The sequence below is a fragment of the Halobaculum sp. D14 genome (assembly GCF_051195135.1).
Lineage (GTDB): Archaea > Halobacteriota > Halobacteria > Halobacteriales > Haloferacaceae > JBNTKA01.
This window is the reverse complement of record NZ_JBNTKA010000001.1, coordinates 721,355-738,856: the sequence shown is the minus strand read 5'-3', so window position 1 is coordinate 738,856 and position 17,502 is coordinate 721,355. Positions and strand designations below refer to the sequence as shown.

At 70.2% G+C, this 17,502-nt stretch carries 17 protein-coding genes; 10 read left to right on the top strand and 7 right to left on the bottom strand.

What is annotated here, in order from left to right; translation table 11 throughout:
* Positions 1-7 precede the first annotated feature (7 nt).
* The 3 genes from ACQUST_RS03690 (at position 8) to ACQUST_RS03680 (ending at position 1,866) form a co-directional block, all read left to right on the top strand.
* Positions 8-586 carry a MaoC family dehydratase gene (locus tag ACQUST_RS03690; RefSeq protein ID WP_435125070.1) on the top strand — a complete coding sequence of 193 codons (579 nt, stop codon included), beginning with the start codon at positions 8-10 and terminating at the stop codon, positions 584-586.
* Between the two features lie 60 nt (positions 587-646).
* The gene (locus tag ACQUST_RS03685; protein WP_435125067.1) at positions 647-1,195 is read left to right on the top strand and encodes a PH domain-containing protein; all 549 of its coding nucleotides are present in this window, start codon (positions 647-649) and stop codon (positions 1,193-1,195) included.
* 110 nt (positions 1,196-1,305) lie between these two features.
* Entirely contained in the window at positions 1,306-1,866 is a 561-nt protein-coding gene (locus tag ACQUST_RS03680; RefSeq protein ID WP_435125065.1) for a PH domain-containing protein, read from the top strand.
* Between the two features lie 12 nt (positions 1,867-1,878).
* On the opposite strand, the gene ACQUST_RS03675 is transcribed toward ACQUST_RS03680, so the two are convergent.
* Together ACQUST_RS03675 and ACQUST_RS03670 are read right to left on the bottom strand one after the other, a co-directional pair.
* Positions 1,879-2,499 carry a hypothetical protein gene (locus ACQUST_RS03675; RefSeq protein WP_435125062.1) on the bottom strand — a complete coding sequence of 207 codons (621 nt, stop codon included), beginning with the start codon at positions 2,497-2,499 and terminating at the stop codon, positions 1,879-1,881.
* Between the two features lie 155 nt (positions 2,500-2,654).
* Complete coding sequence (locus ACQUST_RS03670) at positions 2,655-4,457, bottom strand: acyl-CoA carboxylase subunit beta (RefSeq protein ID WP_435125059.1); 1,803 nt, start codon at positions 4,455-4,457, stop codon at positions 2,655-2,657.
* A 145-nt stretch (positions 4,458-4,602) separates the two neighbouring features.
* Here ACQUST_RS03670 and ACQUST_RS03665 point away from each other — a divergent pair, with 145 nt between their 5' ends.
* Positions 4,603-6,534: a S9 family peptidase gene (locus ACQUST_RS03665; protein WP_435125056.1), complete on the top strand. Its 1,932-nt coding sequence runs from the start codon at positions 4,603-4,605 to the stop codon at positions 6,532-6,534.
* 49 nt (positions 6,535-6,583) lie between these two features.
* Here the strand turns inward: ACQUST_RS03665 and ACQUST_RS03660 are convergent, their stop codons facing one another.
* The 4 genes from ACQUST_RS03660 to ACQUST_RS03645 form a co-directional block, all read right to left on the bottom strand.
* Entirely contained in the window at positions 6,584-6,811 is a 228-nt protein-coding gene (locus ACQUST_RS03660) for a hypothetical protein (protein WP_435125053.1), read from the bottom strand.
* A 59-nt stretch (positions 6,812-6,870) separates the two neighbouring features.
* The gene (locus ACQUST_RS03655) at positions 6,871-7,725 is read right to left on the bottom strand and encodes a class 1 fructose-bisphosphatase (protein WP_435125051.1); all 855 of its coding nucleotides are present in this window, start codon (positions 7,723-7,725) and stop codon (positions 6,871-6,873) included.
* Complete coding sequence (locus tag ACQUST_RS03650) at positions 7,718-8,533, bottom strand: class I fructose-bisphosphate aldolase (protein ID WP_435125049.1); 816 nt, start codon at positions 8,531-8,533, stop codon at positions 7,718-7,720. The genes ACQUST_RS03655 and ACQUST_RS03650 overlap by 8 nt, the downstream gene beginning before the upstream one ends.
* A gap of 195 nt (positions 8,534-8,728) precedes the next feature.
* Entirely contained in the window at positions 8,729-9,343 is a 615-nt protein-coding gene (locus tag ACQUST_RS03645; protein ID WP_435125046.1) for a DUF7409 domain-containing protein, read from the bottom strand.
* A gap of 224 nt (positions 9,344-9,567) precedes the next feature.
* Here ACQUST_RS03645 and ACQUST_RS03640 point away from each other — a divergent pair, with 224 nt between their 5' ends.
* From ACQUST_RS03640 to ACQUST_RS03615, 6 genes are all read left to right on the top strand, one after another.
* Positions 9,568-10,425, top strand: a complete 858-nt coding sequence (locus tag ACQUST_RS03640) for a 3-hydroxyacyl-CoA dehydrogenase family protein (protein ID WP_435125043.1) — start codon at positions 9,568-9,570, stop codon at positions 10,423-10,425.
* A 53-nt stretch (positions 10,426-10,478) separates the two neighbouring features.
* Positions 10,479-11,477: a phosphomevalonate decarboxylase MvaD gene (gene mvaD / locus ACQUST_RS03635; RefSeq protein ID WP_435125042.1), complete on the top strand. Its 999-nt coding sequence runs from the start codon at positions 10,479-10,481 to the stop codon at positions 11,475-11,477.
* A gap of 163 nt (positions 11,478-11,640) precedes the next feature.
* Positions 11,641-12,792: an NAD(P)/FAD-dependent oxidoreductase gene (locus ACQUST_RS03630; protein ID WP_435125039.1), complete on the top strand. Its 1,152-nt coding sequence runs from the start codon at positions 11,641-11,643 to the stop codon at positions 12,790-12,792.
* Positions 12,793-12,975: 183 nt separating this feature from the next.
* Positions 12,976-13,800 carry an SAM-dependent methyltransferase gene (locus ACQUST_RS03625; RefSeq protein WP_435125037.1) on the top strand — a complete coding sequence of 275 codons (825 nt, stop codon included), beginning with the start codon at positions 12,976-12,978 and terminating at the stop codon, positions 13,798-13,800.
* Positions 13,801-14,002: 202 nt separating this feature from the next.
* Positions 14,003-14,152 (top strand): rubrerythrin-like domain-containing protein, encoded by a 150-nt coding sequence (locus ACQUST_RS03620; RefSeq protein WP_435125035.1) that lies wholly within the window; start codon positions 14,003-14,005, stop codon positions 14,150-14,152.
* Positions 14,153-14,244: 92 nt separating this feature from the next.
* Positions 14,245-17,082, top strand: a complete 2,838-nt coding sequence (locus ACQUST_RS03615; RefSeq protein ID WP_435125032.1) for a DEAD/DEAH box helicase — start codon at positions 14,245-14,247, stop codon at positions 17,080-17,082.
* A gap of 58 nt (positions 17,083-17,140) precedes the next feature.
* Here ACQUST_RS03615 and ACQUST_RS03610 read toward each other — a convergent pair whose 3' ends face one another.
* Entirely contained in the window at positions 17,141-17,497 is a 357-nt protein-coding gene (locus tag ACQUST_RS03610; RefSeq protein ID WP_435125030.1) for a DUF4112 domain-containing protein, read from the bottom strand.
* Between the last annotated feature and the right edge of the window lie 5 nt (positions 17,498-17,502).

Below are 17,502 nucleotides of genomic sequence, written 5' to 3'. Positions count from 1 at the left end.
ACCCCCGATGCCCGGTCCGGCGGAGGCCCGCACAGTCCGCTCGGCGGAAGCCCGTACAGTCCGCTCGGCGGAGTCCCGCACGGTTTTGGTTCGCCGGGTCGACGTCGGCTCCATGGCCGGCAAATACTACGAGGAGTTCACGGTCGGCGAGACCATCCGGCACGACAAGCGCCGCACCGTCAGCGAACGCGACAACCAGGCGTTCTGCGACATGACGATGAACCAGCAGCCGCTGCATCTCGACGCGGACTTCGCCGCCGACACGCAGTTCGGCGACCGTGTCGTCAACGGCCTCTACACGATGGCGCTCGCCACCGGGCTCTCGGTCCCGGACACGACCGACGGCACCATCGTCGCGAACCTCGGCTACGACGACGTCGAACACCCGAATCCGGTGTTCCACGGCGACACCGTCTACGCGCAGTCCACGGTCACCGACAAGCGCGAGACCAGCGACGGCGAACGCGGCGTCGTCACGATGCACGTCGAAGCGTTCACCGTCGCCGGCGACGACGAGGAAGCCGACACGCTGGTCTGCGAGTTCGACCGGACCGTCCTGAGCCTGAAACGCGAACACGCCGAGTGAGGCGGCTGCGCCCGCGGCCCACAGGGACTGTTTTAAGTCGTCGGCTGCGTGACACCCGGTATGGTTCCGCCCTCCGACGCCGCAGGCGCCGCCGACTCCGGCGGGGAGTCGCTGCCCGACGAGTTCGACTGGCTGACGCTCGACCCCGACGAGGCGGTCGTCTGGACCGGGACGCCGCACCCGTCGAGTCTGGTGCCGGCGCTCGTCGTCGGCGTCCCGCTGTCGCTGATTCTCGTCGGCCTGTTCGTCATCGCGTCGGCGTACCTGCGCCGCGAGAACACGGAGTACGTCATCACGACCGACGCGCTGTACAAGAAGCGCGGCGTGTTCTCCCGCGACGTGAAGCGCGTCGGCTTCGAGAAAGTGCAGGACACCTCCTACACGCAGGACTTCTTCGGGACGCAGTTCGGCTACGGCACCGTCGAGATTTCGACCGCGGGCGGCAGCGGCGTCGAACTCAGCTTCGACAACGTCGCCGACCCGAAGGCGGTCCAAGAGCGCGTCAACGAACGCATCCGGGCGACCGGCGGCGACGCCGACCGCAGCGGCAAAGCCGACGTCCTCGACGACATCCTCGAGGAACTCCGCGCGATTCGCAGCGCCGTCTAAGCCCGCGACTCGGGCGAGACCGGCGCCGCCGCGGAACCGGCCGACGCAACGACGACGGCGGACGCGGCGCAGACCGACGCAACGACGACGGACGCGACGGCGGACGAAGAATGAGCGACGACGCCGCGGTTCCCGACGCCGTGTCGCTGGCGGACGACGAGTCGGTGCTGTGGACCGGGCGGCCGCGGCTCTCCGCCGCGATTCCGGCGGGCGTCGTCGGCGTGCTCTTCGTCGCCGGCGGCGTCGCGGCGGCGGTCGCTGGTCAGCCGGACGCGGCGTTCATCGTCGGCGGCCTGCTGCTCGCGCTGGTCGGCGTCGCGGTCCCAGCGGGGGCGCTGCTGTCGCTCACCAACACCCGGTACGTGGTCACCGACCGCGCGGCGTACGTGAAAACCGGGGTCGTCGGCCGGTCGGTGGCCCGGGCCCGACTCGCGACCGTGCAGAACAGCGCGTACAGCCAGTCGCTCACCGGGTCGCTGTTCGGCTACGGGACCGTCGACCTCCAGACCGCCGGCGGGTCGTTCGCGTTCCGCCGCGTCGACGACCCGCGGGACGTCCGGACCCGCATCGACCGCCGCATCGGCGGCGACGACGACCTCCCCGGGACGGCGTCGCAGTGGCGCGCCGTGCTGGAGGAAACCGCGGCGCTGCGGCGCGCGCTGGAGCAGTGACGAACGGACGGCTCAGTCGAACGTCAGAGCGAGCGTGACGTTTCCGGTAAATCCTGGGAGCGTGGTCCCGATTCCGCCGCTGACCTGCCAGTTGTCCAGCGTCGTGTGCGCGAAGAGCGTGTTCCACAGCGACCCGACCGCGCGCTTCACCTTGTCTTTGATGCGGTCGAGCGTCGACTTCGCCGCCGTCGCGAGTCGCTCCGGAAGCGAATCGACCACCGTCTGCTCGAACCGGTCGACGTCGAGCTGGAGCAGCCTGATGCCGTCGAAGAGCGCGGAGCCGGCGTCCGCAGTAGCAGCGTCGCCAGCCGCTGAAATCGCGTCGACGCCAGTCGCCAGCAACTGAAGCGTCTCGAAGAGCTCGTTCGCGGCGGTCCGGACCGACTCGACGTCGAACTCGTTCGATGTTATCGTTCCAGCGTCTATCTGGACATCGAACTCAGCGGAGAGTCCGGGTGGCTGCTCCCCGCCGAGCTCCGGTTCCCAGTCGGAAGGCTGAGGCGGAGCGACGAACTCTCCGACTGCGTCGGCGACGGCCTGCAGGGCGTCTTCGGCGCCCGTGGTCGCGTGCGTCTGATACCTCTCCCGTATCGACTCGGTCCAGTCGTCGTCGCGAGTCGGTTCGGTCGCCATCGTTCAAGCTATTTCCACGAAAAACCAAAAGTGTATCCCAGCCAACTAGTACAGCTCTCCGCAGGTGCGGCGTGCTCGCGTGCGTCGGCGAGTACGCAGCAGCCACGCAGCTGCACCGCGACGAACGGCGTTCGCCCGTGGGGACTCGTCGGACGCTACAGGACGGTGCCGTGTTTCTTGTCGGGGACGTCCTTCTCGATGTCGGCGTAGAAGTCGAACCGGGCGACCAGTTCGTCGCGGAGCGACGACGGCGGCACGATTTCGTCGATGACGACCTCGCTCGCCATCCGGTGGACGTCGATGTCGCGGCGGTACTCCTCGCGGAGTTCCGCCTCCTTCGCGGCGCGCTCCTCCTCGTCGTCGATGTCGTTCAGCTTGTTCGCGTAGACGGCGTTGATGGCGGCCTCCGGCCCCATGATTCCGATTTCGCCGGACGGAAGCCCGATGACGGATTCGGGCTCGTAGGCCGGTCCGCCCATCGCGTAGATGCCAGCGCCGTACGCCTTCCGGACGACGACGGTCTGTTTCGGCACCGTCGCGGACGACGTCGCGTAGATGAACTTCTTCCCCTTCTCGAGGATGGCGTCCTTCTCCACCTGCGACCCCGCCATGAATCCGGGCGTGTCACACAGGTACAGCAGCGGGATTTCGTAGGCGTCGCAGGTCCAGATGAACTCGGCGGCCTTCTCGGCGGCGTCCGGGAAGATGGCGCCCGAGCGCTCGGTCGGCTGGTTCGCGACGACGCCGACCGGCCGGCCGTCGATGCGGGCGAACGCCGTCACGATTTCGGGGCCGTACGCCGACTTCAGTTCGAACACCGACTCGGCGTCGGCGACGCGCTCGATGAGGTCGTGGACGTCGTACGGCCGGTTCGGCGCCTCCGGAATCAGTTCGTCGATGCCGTCGGGGCTGTACGTCGGCGGCTTCGGGTCGCTCTTCGGCGGCTTCTCGCCGGCCTTGTCGGGCAGGTACGTGACGAGCTCCGCGACGAGGTCGCGGGCGTGCTGTTCGTCCTGGGCGACGAGGTCGGCGCTGCCGCTGTACTTCGCGTGGACGTCGGGGCCGCCGAGTTCCTGCATGTCGATCTCCTCGCCGGTCACCATCTTCACCATCCGCGGCGACGCGATGGCCATCGCTGACATCCCCTCGACCATCACGGTGAAGTCCGCGAACACCGGCGTGTAGGCGGCGCCGGCGATGCAGGGGCCGTACAGCACGCAGATCTGCGGGACGCGGCCCGACAGCATCGAGTGGTTGTAGTAGTACTTCCCGATGCCTTCGCGGTTCGCGAAGAACCCGGTCTGCTGGTCGATGCGGCCGCCCGAGGAGTCCATCAGGTACAGCACCGGCTTCCCGTTCTTCAGCGCGCGCTGTTGCATCCGCAGGAACTTCTCGACGCCGCGGCCCGCCATCGACCCGGCTTTCACCGTGAAGTCGTTCGCCATGAAGTGGAGGTCGCGGCCCTCGAACTCCGCCGCGCCGGTGATGAGGCCGTCCGCGGGCACCCGGTCGGACTCGTCGTACTCGTCGACGTCCGGGCTGTTCGGGTGCCACGAGTCGAAGTTCGCGAACTTCCCGTCCTCGAATTTCACGCCGGCGGCGGCGCCCTCGCGGTCGGCGTCGCCGGGGCCGCCGTCGCCGTCCTCGCCGAACCACAGGTCGAGGCGGTCGCGGACGAACAGCTTCCCCTGGTCGGGGAGCCGCTCTCTGTACTTCTCCGGGCCGCCCTCCAGGATGTCCTGGATTTCCTCCCGGAGCGACGCTTCGCGGTCGGTCGGCCCGAGGTCGTCGTCGAGCGGGTACTCCGGCTCCGGCGGCGACGCCGACGCGGCGGGCTCGCCGTCGCCGGCTCCCGCTCCGGCGTACACCTCGATGTCGACTCCGAAGTGCTCGGCGAGCGCTTCCGCGATGGCGCCCGCCTCCTCCGCCGTGGCGTCGGCGCCCACGTGGACCTTCATAATCGTTGCTGCGCAAGAATTGCGGAAAGGTGTTTCCATGCCGAGTCGGCCCCGGGCCCGAGCCGCGGCCCCGCCGGACAGTTCAGAACGCTATCAGAAAATCCGTTCTGAGTACACATAAGTTTCCGCGGCGGAACCGTCCGGTGTGACCGACACCGCAGACGACACCCTCCGAGCCCTCGCAGAGCTGCCGACGATGGCCCACCCCGCGCCGACTCCGGACGGCGACGAGGTCGCGCTGTACTACGACATCGACGGCCGCAACCAGCTGTACCTGCTCGACCCCGACACCGGTGCGCTGGAGCAGTGGTCCGACGGCCAGGTGCCCAAGGACGCACGCCACGGCTTCTCGTGGGACGCCGACGGCGACCGCGTCTTCTTCCACCGCGACGAGGCCGGCAACGAGCAGAACGACCTGTACGTCATCGACCGCGACGGCGACGCCGAACCGGTCGTCGAGATGGACGGGCAGGTCACGCTCCAGTCGGTCGGCGACGACGGCGAGACGCTGCTGGTCGGCTCGAACGCCGACGGCCAGATGAACGTCTACCGCCACGACCTCCCGTCGGGCGAGACGACGAAGCTGACCGACTCCGACCGCGCCGTCTGGACCGCGGAGCTGTCGCCCGACTGCACCCGGTTCGCGTTCATGACGAACGCCGCGGACGACTACGACAACGCGGACGTGTTCGTCGCCAGCGTGGCGCGGAGCGCCACGGAGAGCGGGCCGGCGGCCGGCGACGACGTCGAGGGAGGGAATCCGCGGAACCTCGAGATCGGCGAGACCGGTGCGGAGGCGGCGCCGGCCGACTGGCACCCCGACGGCGACGCGCTGCTCGTCTCCGACAACACCCCCGACAAGGGCCGCTGCGGCGTCTACGACTTCGACGCCGACGAGGTGACGTGGTTCGGCCGCGGCGAGTTCGAGGAGACGCCCGCGTTCTTCCTCCCCGGCGGCGACCGATTCCTCGCGACGCGCTCGCGCGACGCCGAGGCCGTCCCCGTCGTCTACGACGTCGACTCCGGCGAGGGGCGCGAACTCGACCTGCCCGGCGGCGTCGCGTCGCTGGCTGACGACACGCCGCTGGCGGACGGCCGCGTCCTGATTCAGCACACGACGCCGACGCGGCGGCCCGAACTGCTCGCGTACGACCTCGACGCCGACGAGTACGAGACGGTGCTGGACGCCGAGTACGGCCCGTTCTCGCCCGACGACTTCGCCGACGCGGAGTACTTCACCGTCGAGTCGGACGGCGTGCCGGAGACCCCCCAGCGCGCCGTCGACCACGACCCGTACGACGAACTGGAAATCGGCGCCATCTTCTACGACTCCGGCGAGCGGCCGTCGCCGCTGGTCGTCAACCCTCACGGCGGCCCGCGTCACCGCGACACGCTGTCGTTCGGCTACCGGACGCAGTTCCTGCTGTCGCGCGGCTTCTCCGTGCTGCAGGTGAACTACCGCGGCTCCACCGGCCGCGGCCGTGAGTTCGTCGAGGAGCTGTACGACGACTGGGGCGGCGCCGAGCAGGGCGACGTCGCCGCCGCGGCCGAGCACGTCCTCGCCGAGTACGACTGGCTCGACGACGACGCAGTCGTGGTCTACGGCGGCTCCTACGGCGGCTACTCCGCCTACTGGCAGCTCGTGCAGTTCCCGGACCTGTACGACGCCGGCGTCGCGTGGGTCGGCGTCTCGGACCTGTTCGACATGGCCGAAAACACCATGCCGCACTTCCGCTCGGAACTGATGGTGAAGTACCTCGGCGAACCCGACGAGAACGAGGCGCTGTACGAGGAGCGGTCGCCGGTGACGCACGTCGACAACCTCGCGGCACCGCTCCTCGTCGTCCACGGCGTCAACGACCGCCGGGTGCCGGTCTCGCAGGCGCGCATCTTCCGAGACGCCCTCGACGACGCGGGCTACGAGGCGGGCGACGACTACGAGTACGAGGAACTCGGCGAGGAGGGGCACGGCTCCTCCGACATCGACGACAAGCTCAGGAGCCTCGAACTGCTCGACGACTTCTTCGAGCGACGCGTCGGCACCGTCGACGCCGACGTGGCCGCCGGAGACGACTGAAACCGCGGGTCCGCGTCGCTCGCGGCGACGCCTCGCCGCTTCGGCCTGGCTAGTCGAACATCTTGTCGTCGAACTCCGGGATGTCGAAGCCACCGTCGCCGCCCCAGCCGTCCATGATTCGGCTCTGGTACAGCATCATCGCCACCTTCGGCACCGCCTGCGGCGGCACCGGGGACGCGTCGTCGAACGCCTCCTCACACCACTGGTTGTACTCGTCGACGATGTCCATGCCGTCCTTGAAACAGCGCAGCATCAGCGCCTTGTAGCGGTCTCTCATTACCCGGTGTCGCGGCTCGGGAACGGTGGGTCTGTCGATTCCGGCCGAACAGTCCGACGTCAGTCCAGCCGTGACTGCAGCCGGGTGACGAGGTCGGCGTTCCCGAGGTGGACCGGGACGCGCTGGTGGAGGTCGTCGGCGTCGACGTCGAGCAGCGACCGCGTGCCGTCCGACGACCGGCCGCCGGCGGCCTCGACGATGTAGCCCATCGGGGCGCCCTCGAACAGCAGTCGGAGCTTTCCGTCCGGGGCCGACCGGAGCGCGGGGTAGGCGAACACGCCGCCGTACGTCAACACCTGCGCGACGTCCGCGACCATGGCGCCGCCGTACCGGAGTTTCAGTTCGGATTCGACGGCGTCGGCGTACGCGGCGAAGTCGCCCGGCCACTCCGGGACGCGGCCGCCGAAGCCGTACACGGTCGGGTCGTCCGGGATGGTCAGCGCGCCGAGCGAGTCGCGGACGCCGTCGTCGACGAGATACTCCGTCGCCTCGCCGTCGACGGCGGCGCCCATCGTCGTCACCGGGCCGAACAGGACGTACGCGGCGCCGACGAGGTCGCGGCCGGACGCCGGGAGGGCGGCGTCGTAGACGCCGACGACGGTCCCCATCGGGTTGTTCGACTTCAGGTTCGACGAGCCGTCGAGCGGGTCGCAGGTCACCGAGACGCCGTCGCCGGCGTCGACGACGGACTCGCGCTCCTCGCTGGCGTACGCGCCGACGCCGTCGACGGCGGTGAGTCGCCGCTCCAGCAGGTCGTCGGCGAAGTCGTCGGCCGCGAGAACCGTCTCGCCGGACGGGTTCGTGTCGTCGATGTGGCGGCGCCGCCCCGGGAGCCCGTCGCGGATTTCGGGGGCGGCGGCGGCGACGGCGTCGAGGACGTCGTCGACGACGGCGGCGGGCGCCCGCTCAGTCATCCGCGACGGCGCGCTGGGAGGTGTGTGCGACGGCTTCCTCCGCGGTTTCGCCGTCGAAGATGACCGCCTCCAGCGCGTCGAGGATGCCGACCGGGTCGTCGCGCTGGAACACGTTCCGGCCGACCGCGAGCCCGTCGGCGCCGTTCCGAACCGCGGTTTCGACGGTTTCGAGGAACGACCGGTCGTTGGTCTTCGACCCGCCGGACATCACGACCCTGGTCGGGCCCGCCATGTCCGCGGCGTGCTGCATCGCGTCGCCGGAGCCGGGGTACTTCACCTTCGCGACGTCGGCGCCGAGTTCGAGGCCGAGCCGCGCCGCGTACGCGATGGTGTCGGCGCTGGTGTCGTTTTTCAGCCCTTGTCCGCGCGGGTACGACCACATCACGACGCCCATGTCGTTGTCGCGGGCGGCCTCCTGGGCGTCGCGGAACTCCTCGGCCATCTCGATTTCGTTGTTCGAGCCGCCGTACATCGTGAAGCCGACGGCGTCGGCGCCGAGTTCGGCGGCGTGGTCGACGGACCAGTTGACGGCGGAGTCCGGTTCGCCCATCCAGAGGTTCGAGGTGCCGTTCAGCTTCGCGAGCAGCGTCACGTCGTCCTCGTAGGCGGGGTAGTACGCCTCGGCGACGCCTTTCTGCACCGCGAGTGCGGTGACGGCGTCGTGCGTCGCGAGGTCGAACACCGCTTCGGGGTCGGCGGTCGCCGGGTTCGGTTCGAAGTCGACCGGGCCGTGTTCGAGGCCGTGGTCGTACGCGAGGATGAGCGCCTTGCCGTCCCGCGTGATGGCGTCGGCCGCGTCGGGGAGCATCGTGTTCGCCGCTCGGCGCCCGCCTCACATAAATTGTGTGGTGGATGCCGGCACGAAATTAACTCAAAACCGAATAGTCACTCACAGCGGCGCCGACGACGACGGATTCGAGAACGAGCGGACAGTTCAGAATCAAGAGAGTTCCCGACGAATCCGGGACCCAGACGGGCCGTACGTCGCCGGCGCGGTCGCGTCTCAGCCGAGGTAGTCGTCGGCCTCGTCGCGGAGCGCGGCCACGCGGTCGTGGTCGCGGTCGAGCGCGTCCGCGACCTCGTCGGGGTCGGCCGTGGACAGCGACCGGACGGACGTGATGCCGGCCTCGGCGAGGTCGTCGCGGGTGTCCTCGTCGACGCCGTCGAGCGCCGTCACCGGCGTCGGCCGGGAGCGCTGCTGCCACGCCGACTCCGCGGCGACCGGGTCGCCGGACCCGTCGGCTTCGGGAGTGACCTCCCCGTCGGTCGATGCAGCGACCCAGGCGGCCTCGCCGTCGTCGTCGCTCTCGGCCGCGGTGTCTTCCCAGTCGCCCGAGGAGGCGGCGACCCAGGCGCGCTCGTCGTCGCCCAAGCCGCGGACCTGCGACGACCGCCGCTTCAGGTCCTCGCTGTCCTCGGACTCGAACGACCACGACAGCGAGTGCTCCCGGCGGATGCGTGCGGCGACCCCGGGGTTGACGCCGGCGTCGAGCAGCATCCTGAACGAGACGGTCTTGGCGTCGACGTCGGCGGCGGTGAACGAGGCGTCCTCGATGATGGCCGCCGTCGCGGGGCCGACGTGTTTGAGGTCAGTGGGTGATGGCTCCTCCTCGGACACGGGGTGCACCTCTCGCCGAACGATTGGCGTACGCCTCCTTAACGTTTCTGTGCCCGCTATCAGCGCCGAATAATTCGTCTGACAGTCCGCGCCCGCTGGGTATTCTCGCGCCGAACGAGGATATTTTCGGTGAAAGAAGTGACAGACTAAACAGTATAGAGGCGGGTCGGCCGCGCTGACGGCGTCCCGCTACGCTTACGGTTCACGCGGCGGCATCGGCGGGTATGCGTGGACTTTCAGCCATCGAGACGGTCGGCGTCGTCGGCGCGGGCACCATGGGGAACGGCATCGCGCAGGTCGCCGCGGCCGCGGGCTACGACGTGGTGATGCGCGACATCGAACAGGAGTACGTCGACAGCGGCTTCGACGCCATCGAGTCGTCGCTGTCGCGGCTCGACGAGAAGGGCGAACTCGACGACGACCCGGCGGCCGTCCGCGACCGCATCACGGGGACGACCGCCCTCGCTGACCTCGCGGACGCGGACCTCGTCGTCGAGGCCGCGGTCGAGGACATGGACGTGAAACGCGACGTCTTCGCCGACCTGGCGGACGTGACCGACGACGACGTCGTGCTGGCGACGAACACGTCGACGCTGTCCATCACGACCATCGCGGCCGCGACGGACCGCGCGCCGCTCGTGGTCGGCCTCCACTTCATGAACCCGGTGCCGGTGATGAAAGGCGTCGAGGTCGTCGTCGGGGAGAAGACCGACGGCGACGTCGCCGACTTCGCCCACGGCTTCGCCGAGGCGCTCGGCAAGGAGACGTGGGAGAGCGACGACAAACCCGGGTTCGTCACGAACCGCGTCCTGATGCCGTGGATAAACGAGGGCATCCGGGCGTTCGACGAGGGCGTCGCCTCGAAGACCGACCTCGACAGGGGGCTGAAGCTCGGGACGAACGTCCCGATGGGGCCGCTCGAACTCGCTGACCACATCGGCCTCGACGTCTGTCTCGACGCCTCCGAGACGCTCCACGAGGAGCTCGGCGACCGGTACAAGCCGGCGTACCTGCTCAAGCGGAAGGTCGACGCCGGCGACCTCGGGAAGAAGACCGGGCAGGGCTTTTACAGCTACGAGTAGCGGCGACGGCGGCATCCGGAACGACTAACCACCGCCCCGCCCGTTCGGCGGGTATGAAGGCGACCGCGAAAGCGCACCCGATTCAGGGCCTCGTGAAGTACCACGGGATGCGCGACCCGGACCTGCGGCTCCCGTATCACGACTCGATCAGCCTCTGTACGGCGCCGTCGAAGACGACGACGACCGTGGAGTGGCAGCCGGACGGCGGCGCCGACGACGACGTGTACCGCATCGGCGGCGAGGACGTCTCCGGCCGCGGCGCCGAACGCGTCCGGCACGTCGTCGACCACGTCCGCGACGTCGCCGACATCGACCACGCGGTGCGCGTCGAGTCCGAGAACTCGTTCCCGTCGAACGTCGGCTTCGGGTCGTCCTCGTCGGGGTTCGCCGCGCTCGCGACCGCGCTCGTCGAAGCCGCGGGACTCGACATGACGCGGCCCGAAATCTCGACGGTCGCGCGCCGCGGCTCGTCGTCGGCGGCGCGCGCCGTCACCGGTGCGTACTCGTGTCTGTACGCTGGGATGAACGACGAGGACTGCCGGTCGGAGCGGCTCGACGTCGGCGTCGGCGACGACGGCTTCGACCCGGAGGAGGACCTCCGCGTCGTCACGGCGCTGGTGCCGTCGTACAAGGAGACCGAGCAGGCGCACAAGGAAGCCGAGGCGAGCCACATGTTCCAGGCGCGGCTGGCGCACGTCCACGAGCAGCTCCAGACGATGCGCGACGAGCTCCGCGCCGGCGACTTCGACGGCGTGTTCGGGCTCGCCGAGCAGGACTCGCTGTCGCTGACGGCGACGACGATGACCGGGCCGGCAGGCTGGGTGTACTGGCAGCCCGAAACCATCGCCGTGTTCAACGCGGTCCGCGAACTCCGCGAGGAGGGCGTCCCGGTGTACTTCTCGACCGACACGGGCGCCTCGGTCTACGTCAACACGCCCGCCGCGCACGCCGACGACGTGGAGGAGCGCATCTCGGCGGTCGGCGTCGACACCGACGTCTGGGAGGTCGGCGGGCCGGCGCAGGTGCTCGGCGAGTCGGAGTCGCTGTTCTAGGGCTGACAGGCGGCGCGTCCGTCCCTCGCGGCGCGTCGCCGCGCACCCGCAGACGCCGCGAGGCCGGCGTCACAGCATAGCGGCGTTGGCCGCGGCTTCCGGTTTGAACGTTCGCGTGCACGTCGCCGACACACCTTTTCCCCTCCTCGCCGAACCCCGTTTCATGGACGTCGTCGTTCTCGGCGCGGGCTACGCCGGGCTGACGCTGACTCGCCTGCTCGAATCACGGCTGCCGGCCGCGGCCGACATCACGCTCGTGAACGACGGCGCCGACCACGTCCTCGTCCACGAACTCCACCGCGTCATCAGGCGGCCCGGCGCAGCCGACGTCATCAGCGTCCCTATCGCGGACGTGCTGAGCCGCGCGTCGTTCGTCAACGACCGCGTCGTCGACGTCGACCCCGAAGCCGGAGAAGCGGCGCTGGCCGGCGGCGACACGGCTTCGTGGGACGTCGGGGCGCTGTGTCTGGGCTCCGAGACGGCGTTTTACGGCATCGACGGCCTCCGCGAGCACGCGACGCCGCTGAAGTCGCTGGCGGACGCCGCCTCGATCCGGGAGGGCGTCGGCGTGCTGTGCGAGACGGGCGGCCGGGTCGTGGTGGGCGGCGCCGGCCTCTCGGGGATTCAGGCCGCCGGCGAGATTGCGGCGCTCGTCCGCGAAGAGGGCGTCGACGCCGCCGACCGGCCGGAGGTCGTTCTCGTCGAACAGCGCGAGGAGGTCGCGCCGTCGTTCCCGGCGCGGTTCAGCGACGCCGTCCGCGAGGAACTCACGGACCGCGGCGTCGACGTGGAGACCGGCACGACAATCGAGCGGGCGCGGGCGGACGCGCTCGAAACCGACGCCGGCACGCTCCGCTACGACGAGCTGGTGTGGACCGGCGGCATCGAGGGCGACGCCGCGGTCGACCGGGAGCGGCCGACGGTCCGCGGCGACCTCCGGCTCACCGAGTCGACGCTGGCGCTCGGCGACGCCGCGACGGTCGTCGACGCGGACGGCGAGCGCGTCCCGGCGAGCGCCGCCGCGGCGACGCGGGAAGCGAAGACGGCGGCGGAGAACGTCGGGCGACTCGTCGAGCACGCGCTCGGAGCGGACGGCGGCGACGCGGACGGGTTCTCCCCGCGGCTCGACCAGTTCCGGTTCGACGTCCCGGGCTGGCTGGTGAGCGTCGGCGACGGCTCCGTCGCGCAGGTCGGCCCGTCGGTCCTGCGCGGCAGACCCGCCGCGGTGGCGAAGGCGGCGACCGGAGCGGCGTACCTCGCCTCCGTCGGCGCGGCCGACAACGCCGTCGACCTGGTCGAAACCGAGTTGCTGTAGCGGCGCCGCCACCGGACCGACGTCAGTGCCACGTGTGCGCACGGCTCGTGGCCACCACGGCTTTTGCCGACGCGGGCGGAGCAGGCCGCATGAACCGGACGCGAACCGCGGCGACGACCGGGTCCGTCGACGGAGGCGGCGCGGCGTCGACAACGCCGGTCGGTCCTCGGTGGAGGAGAGCCCGTGACCGCAGACCGTGACCGACGCGTCGAACGCGAAAACGCCGCGGCGGCCCGGCCGGACGGCACGAGCGGCGACCTGACGGTCGTCGACATCGGCCCGGGAAGCCACGCCGACATGACGGTCCGAGCGCAGGAGGCGCTGCTGGACGCCGACGTCATCGTCGGCGACCGCGGGCGGCTCGACGACGTCCCGGTGGAAATCCGGGACCGCGTCGACGAGGAGTACGCGACCGACTCCGACAGCCCCACCGAGGCGGCTCGGGCGGCGGTCGACCGGGCGGCCGCAGGGCGCCGCGTCGCGCTGATTCCGGCGCAGGGAAGCGCGGTCAACGCGGCGGTCGCTCGCGTGTTCGACGCCGTGGGCGGTGACGGCGGCCGAAGCGAGGAGGACGAACCGCCGACCGTCGAGGTGGTGCCCGGCGTTTCGGCGGCGGACTCCGCGGCCGCGCGATTCGGCGCTCCGCTCGGCGACGCCGTCGCGACCGTCGCGCTCTCCGGCCGCCAGTCCTCACCCGAAGCGGTCGAGACGCGCCTCCGCGCCGTCACGGACGCCGGGTTCGGCGTCGTGCTCACCGAGCCGCGGTGGCCGGCGCGGCGACCGGTGTTCGAGCGGGCGTGCGCCGTTCTGGAGGCGAACCGCGACGGCGACGCCCCGGTCGGACTGGCCCAGCCGACGGACCGGGGGTGGCGCCGGACCGTCGCGCGTCTCGACGAACTCCGCGCCTACGGGGAGACCGAACTGGTCGACGCGTCGACGACGATTCTCGTCACGCCCCCCGGCGCAGAAACGCGAAACGGCTGGCTGGTCACTCAAACCGACAGTTAGCCAACAACGAACTCCGGCCGACGCGGGAGCGACTCCGTCGACGCGAGCCCGAAGAACGACGCGACCCCCAGACTGAAATTTACGGTATGCCAATCTTCTCCGATAGAACAGCACTTCCTAAATATAACTAGTATAAGGATACCGTGATTGTAGAAGTATTGTCGGAGAAGAGTTTATCATCAGGATAGTGCTAACCCCCAACATGCCAACTGTGAACATCGATCCGTACTCGGCCTCGGAGGGGCTGTTCGAGTGTGTGTCGTGCGGCGCCCGACACGCGGCGAGCAGCAACCCCGGCGCGTGTCGCGACTGCGGCGGCCCCGTGCAGAACATCGCCGTCAGTCGAGAGTAACACGCTCCGCCGAGAGTACGCGCTCCGGGGCGACGACCGCGTGAATCGGCGGGAGCGCGGGCCTTATGGCCGTCGCGTCGCTAGCACGGGTAATGAGTGAATCGGCGACGCCGGACGGGATGGACGCGTTCGCGTCGCTCGGCGGCGCGGTCCGGTCGGCGCTCTCCGAACGCGGCTTCACGACGCCCACGGAGCCGCAGCGCCGCGCCATCCCGCCGCTGGCCGCCGGCGAGAACGCCCTCGTCATCGCCCCGACCGGAACCGGGAAGACGGAGACGGCGATGCTGCCGGTGCTGGACGCGCTCGCCGACGACCCGCCCGACGGTATCGGCGCGCTGTACGTGACGCCGCTGCGGGCGCTGAACCGCGACATGCGCGAGCGGCTCGACTGGTGGGGCGACACCCTCGACCTCGACGTGCAGGTCCGTCACGGCGACACCACGGACTACCAGCGCAGCAAGCAGGCAGACGACCCGCCCGACGTGCTGGTGACGACGCCCGAGACGCTGCAGGCGATGCTGACCGGCGAGAAACTGCGCGCGGCGCTGGCGGACGTCAGGCACGTCGTCGTCGACGAGGTCCACGAACTCGCCGCGTCGAAGCGCGGCGCGCAGTTGACAATCGCGATGGAGCGGCTCCGGCGGCTCGCCGGCGGCTACCAGCGCATCGGCCTGTCGGCGACCGTCGGCGACCCCGACGAGGTCGGGAAGTTCCTCACCGGCGACCGGCGCTGTGAAATCGTCGAGGTGGACGCCGGCAGCGACGTCGAGTTCGACGTCGTCTCGCCCGACGTCACCGACGAGGACGACCGGCTCGCCGGCGAACTCGCGACCGACCCCGAAATCGCGGGCCACGTCAGAGTCATCCGCGACATCGTCCGCGAGCACGAGTCCACGCTGGTGTTCGTGAACACGCGGCAGACCGCGGAGGCGCTCGGGTCGCGGTTCAAGGCGCTCGACGAACCGGTCGGCGTCCACCACGGGTCGCTGTCGAAGGAGGCCCGCATCGAGGTCGAGGAGGCGTTCAAAGCCGGCGACGTCGACGGCCTCATCTGTACCTCGTCGATGGAGCTCGGCATCGACGTCGGCCGCGTCGACCACGTCGTCCAGTACAACTCGCCGCGCGAGGTCGCACGCCTCCTCCAGCGCGTGGGGCGCGCCGGGCACCGACGCGGCCGCACCTCCCACGGCACCATCGTCACCAGCAACCCGGACGACACGCTGGAGGCGCTCGCCATCGCGCGCCGCGCCGCCGCTGGCGACGTCGAGGAGTCCGGCATCCACCACGGCAGCCTCGACGTCGTCGCGAACCAGGTCGTCGGACTGCTGATGGACGACGGCGAAGTCGGCGCCCGCGAGGCGTACGAACTCGTGACGGACGCCTACCCGTTCGCCGACCTGACCGAACCGGCGTTCCGCGACGTCGTCCGCGAACTCGCCGGGAACCGGCTGCTGTGGCTCGACGAGGAGCGCGACGTCATCGAGTCCTCCGGCGGGACGTGGCGCTACTTCTACCGGAACCTCTCGATGATTCCGGACGAGGAGACGTACGACGTCTACGACATCTCCTCGCGGCGGCAGATCGGGACGCTCGACGAGCGGTTCGTCGTGAACTTCGCGGCGCCCGGCGAAGTGTTCATCCAGCGCGGCGAGATGTGGCGCATCAACGACATCGACGACGACGAGAGCGAGGTGAACGTCGCGCCCATCGCCGACCCGGCCGGCGAGGTGCCGTCGTGGACCGGCCAGGAGATTCCGGTGCCGCGCGACGTCGCCGCCGAGGTCGGAGAGATGCGTCGCGTCGCCGAACCGCAGTTCGCCGGCGGCGGCGACGAGCGGTCGGTGGCCCGCGAGTTCGCGGGCCGGTACCCGGCTGACGAACGGACCGCCGTAGCGGGCCTCGAACAGGTGTCCCGGCAGGTGGAGGCGGACGCGCCGATGCCGACGGACCGCCGCATCGTCGTCGAAGGGCAGGGACGCACCGTCGCCGTGAACGCCGCGTACGGCCACAAGGTGAACCGGACGCTCGGCCGCCTGCTGTCCGCGCTCATCGGGCAGCGCACCGGGTCGTCGGTCGGGATGGAGGCGGACCCGTACCGCGTCGAACTGGAGGTGCCGGCGTCAGTCGACCCGGGCACCGTCATCGAGGTGCTCGAGGAGACGGATCCGGCGCACGTCGAGGCGCTGCTCGAACTCGCGCTGAAGCGGTCGGACACGCTGAAGTTCACGCTGACGCACGTCGCCGCGAAGTTCGGCGCGCTGAAGCGCTACCAGGGCAACAAGCGGTTCGGCGGGGACCGGCTGCTGGCGGCGCTTGAGGACACGCCGGTGTTCGACGAGGCGGTCCGCGAGGTGTTCCACACCGAACTCGCCGTCGAGGAGACGGCGGCGCTGCTCGCGGACGTCCAGTCCGGCGACGTCGACGTCGTCGCGGCCCGCGAACGCACCCCGATCGGCACCGGCGGGAACTCCTCCGGCAGGGAGTTCCTCGTCCCGGAGAACGCCGACGCGTCGGTCATCAAGACCATCCGCGACCGCATCATGGACGACCGGGTGATTCTGCTGTGCATGCACTGCCGCGACTGGCGGCACACCACGAAGGTCCGGCGGGTCCGCGACCAGCCCGAGTGCCCCGAGTGTGAGTCCACCCGGATAGCGGCGCTGAATCCGTGGGACGACGACGCCGTGAAGGCGGTTCGCGCCGAGGAGAAAGACGACGAGCAGCGGAAACTCACCGAGAAGGCGTTCCGCGCGTCGAACCTCGTGCAGGCGCACGGCAAGCAGGCCGTCATCGCGCTCGCGGCCCGCGGCGTCGGCCCGCACAACGCCGCCCGCATCATCGGGAAACTCCGCGAGGACGAGGACGACTTCTACCGCGACATTCTCCAGCAGGAGCGCCAGTACGCCCGGACGCAGAGCTTCTGGGACTGACGAACCGGGTCAGACGGAGAGCAAAACCGGCAGCAGGACTGTCGAGCGGCGTCGTCGGTCAGCGGCCAAGGACGTCTCGTTCGAGCAGGTCGGCGTTCCTGACGTTCGCCTTCCAGGCGGCGTCGAACAGGTCGCCGACGACCGGGACGGAGCCGACCGCGGCGTCGACGCCGACGTTGAGCAGCATCCGAGCGAGCGTCGTGCGTCGGGCGCCGAGCCGGTACGCCTCGAAGACGATGAACAGCGAGGCGGCGGCGGCGAGCAGGTCGCCGACGACCGGGACGAGCCCGGCGATTGCGTCGACGCCGACGCGGTAGTTCACGACGGGGAGCCGCACCGACTCGTCGAGCAGCGTCGCGAGCCGGTGTGCGCGGGTGACGCGGTGGACGGCGTCGAGGTCTTCGGCCGGCTCCACGGTGA

Excerpts from the sequence above, each read along its gene's own strand:
- ACQUST_RS03675 (WP_435125062.1), bottom strand. The coding sequence starts at position 2,499 with ATGGCGACCGAACCGACTCGCGACGACGACTGGACCGAGTCGATACGG.
- ACQUST_RS03690 (WP_435125070.1), top strand. The coding sequence starts at position 8 with ATGCCCGGTCCGGCGGAGGCCCGCACAGTCCGCTCGGCGGAAGCCCGT.
- mvaD (WP_435125042.1), top strand. The coding sequence starts at position 10,479 with ATGAAGGCGACCGCGAAAGCGCACCCGATTCAGGGCCTCGTGAAGTAC.
- ACQUST_RS03680 (WP_435125065.1), top strand. The coding sequence starts at position 1,306 with ATGAGCGACGACGCCGCGGTTCCCGACGCCGTGTCGCTGGCGGACGAC.
- ACQUST_RS03630 (WP_435125039.1), top strand. The coding sequence starts at position 11,641 with ATGGACGTCGTCGTTCTCGGCGCGGGCTACGCCGGGCTGACGCTGACT.
- ACQUST_RS03670 (WP_435125059.1), bottom strand. The coding sequence starts at position 4,457 with ATGAAGGTCCACGTGGGCGCCGACGCCACGGCGGAGGAGGCGGGCGCC.
- ACQUST_RS03655 (WP_435125051.1), bottom strand. The coding sequence starts at position 7,725 with ATGACTGAGCGGGCGCCCGCCGCCGTCGTCGACGACGTCCTCGACGCC.
- ACQUST_RS03620 (WP_435125035.1), top strand. The coding sequence starts at position 14,003 with ATGCCAACTGTGAACATCGATCCGTACTCGGCCTCGGAGGGGCTGTTC.
- ACQUST_RS03660 (WP_435125053.1), bottom strand. The coding sequence starts at position 6,811 with ATGAGAGACCGCTACAAGGCGCTGATGCTGCGCTGTTTCAAGGACGGC.
- ACQUST_RS03615 (WP_435125032.1), top strand. The coding sequence starts at position 14,245 with ATGAGTGAATCGGCGACGCCGGACGGGATGGACGCGTTCGCGTCGCTC.
- ACQUST_RS03685 (WP_435125067.1), top strand. The coding sequence starts at position 647 with ATGGTTCCGCCCTCCGACGCCGCAGGCGCCGCCGACTCCGGCGGGGAG.
- ACQUST_RS03650 (WP_435125049.1), bottom strand. The coding sequence starts at position 8,533 with ATGCTCCCCGACGCGGCCGACGCCATCACGCGGGACGGCAAGGCGCTC.
- ACQUST_RS03640 (WP_435125043.1), top strand. The coding sequence starts at position 9,568 with ATGCGTGGACTTTCAGCCATCGAGACGGTCGGCGTCGTCGGCGCGGGC.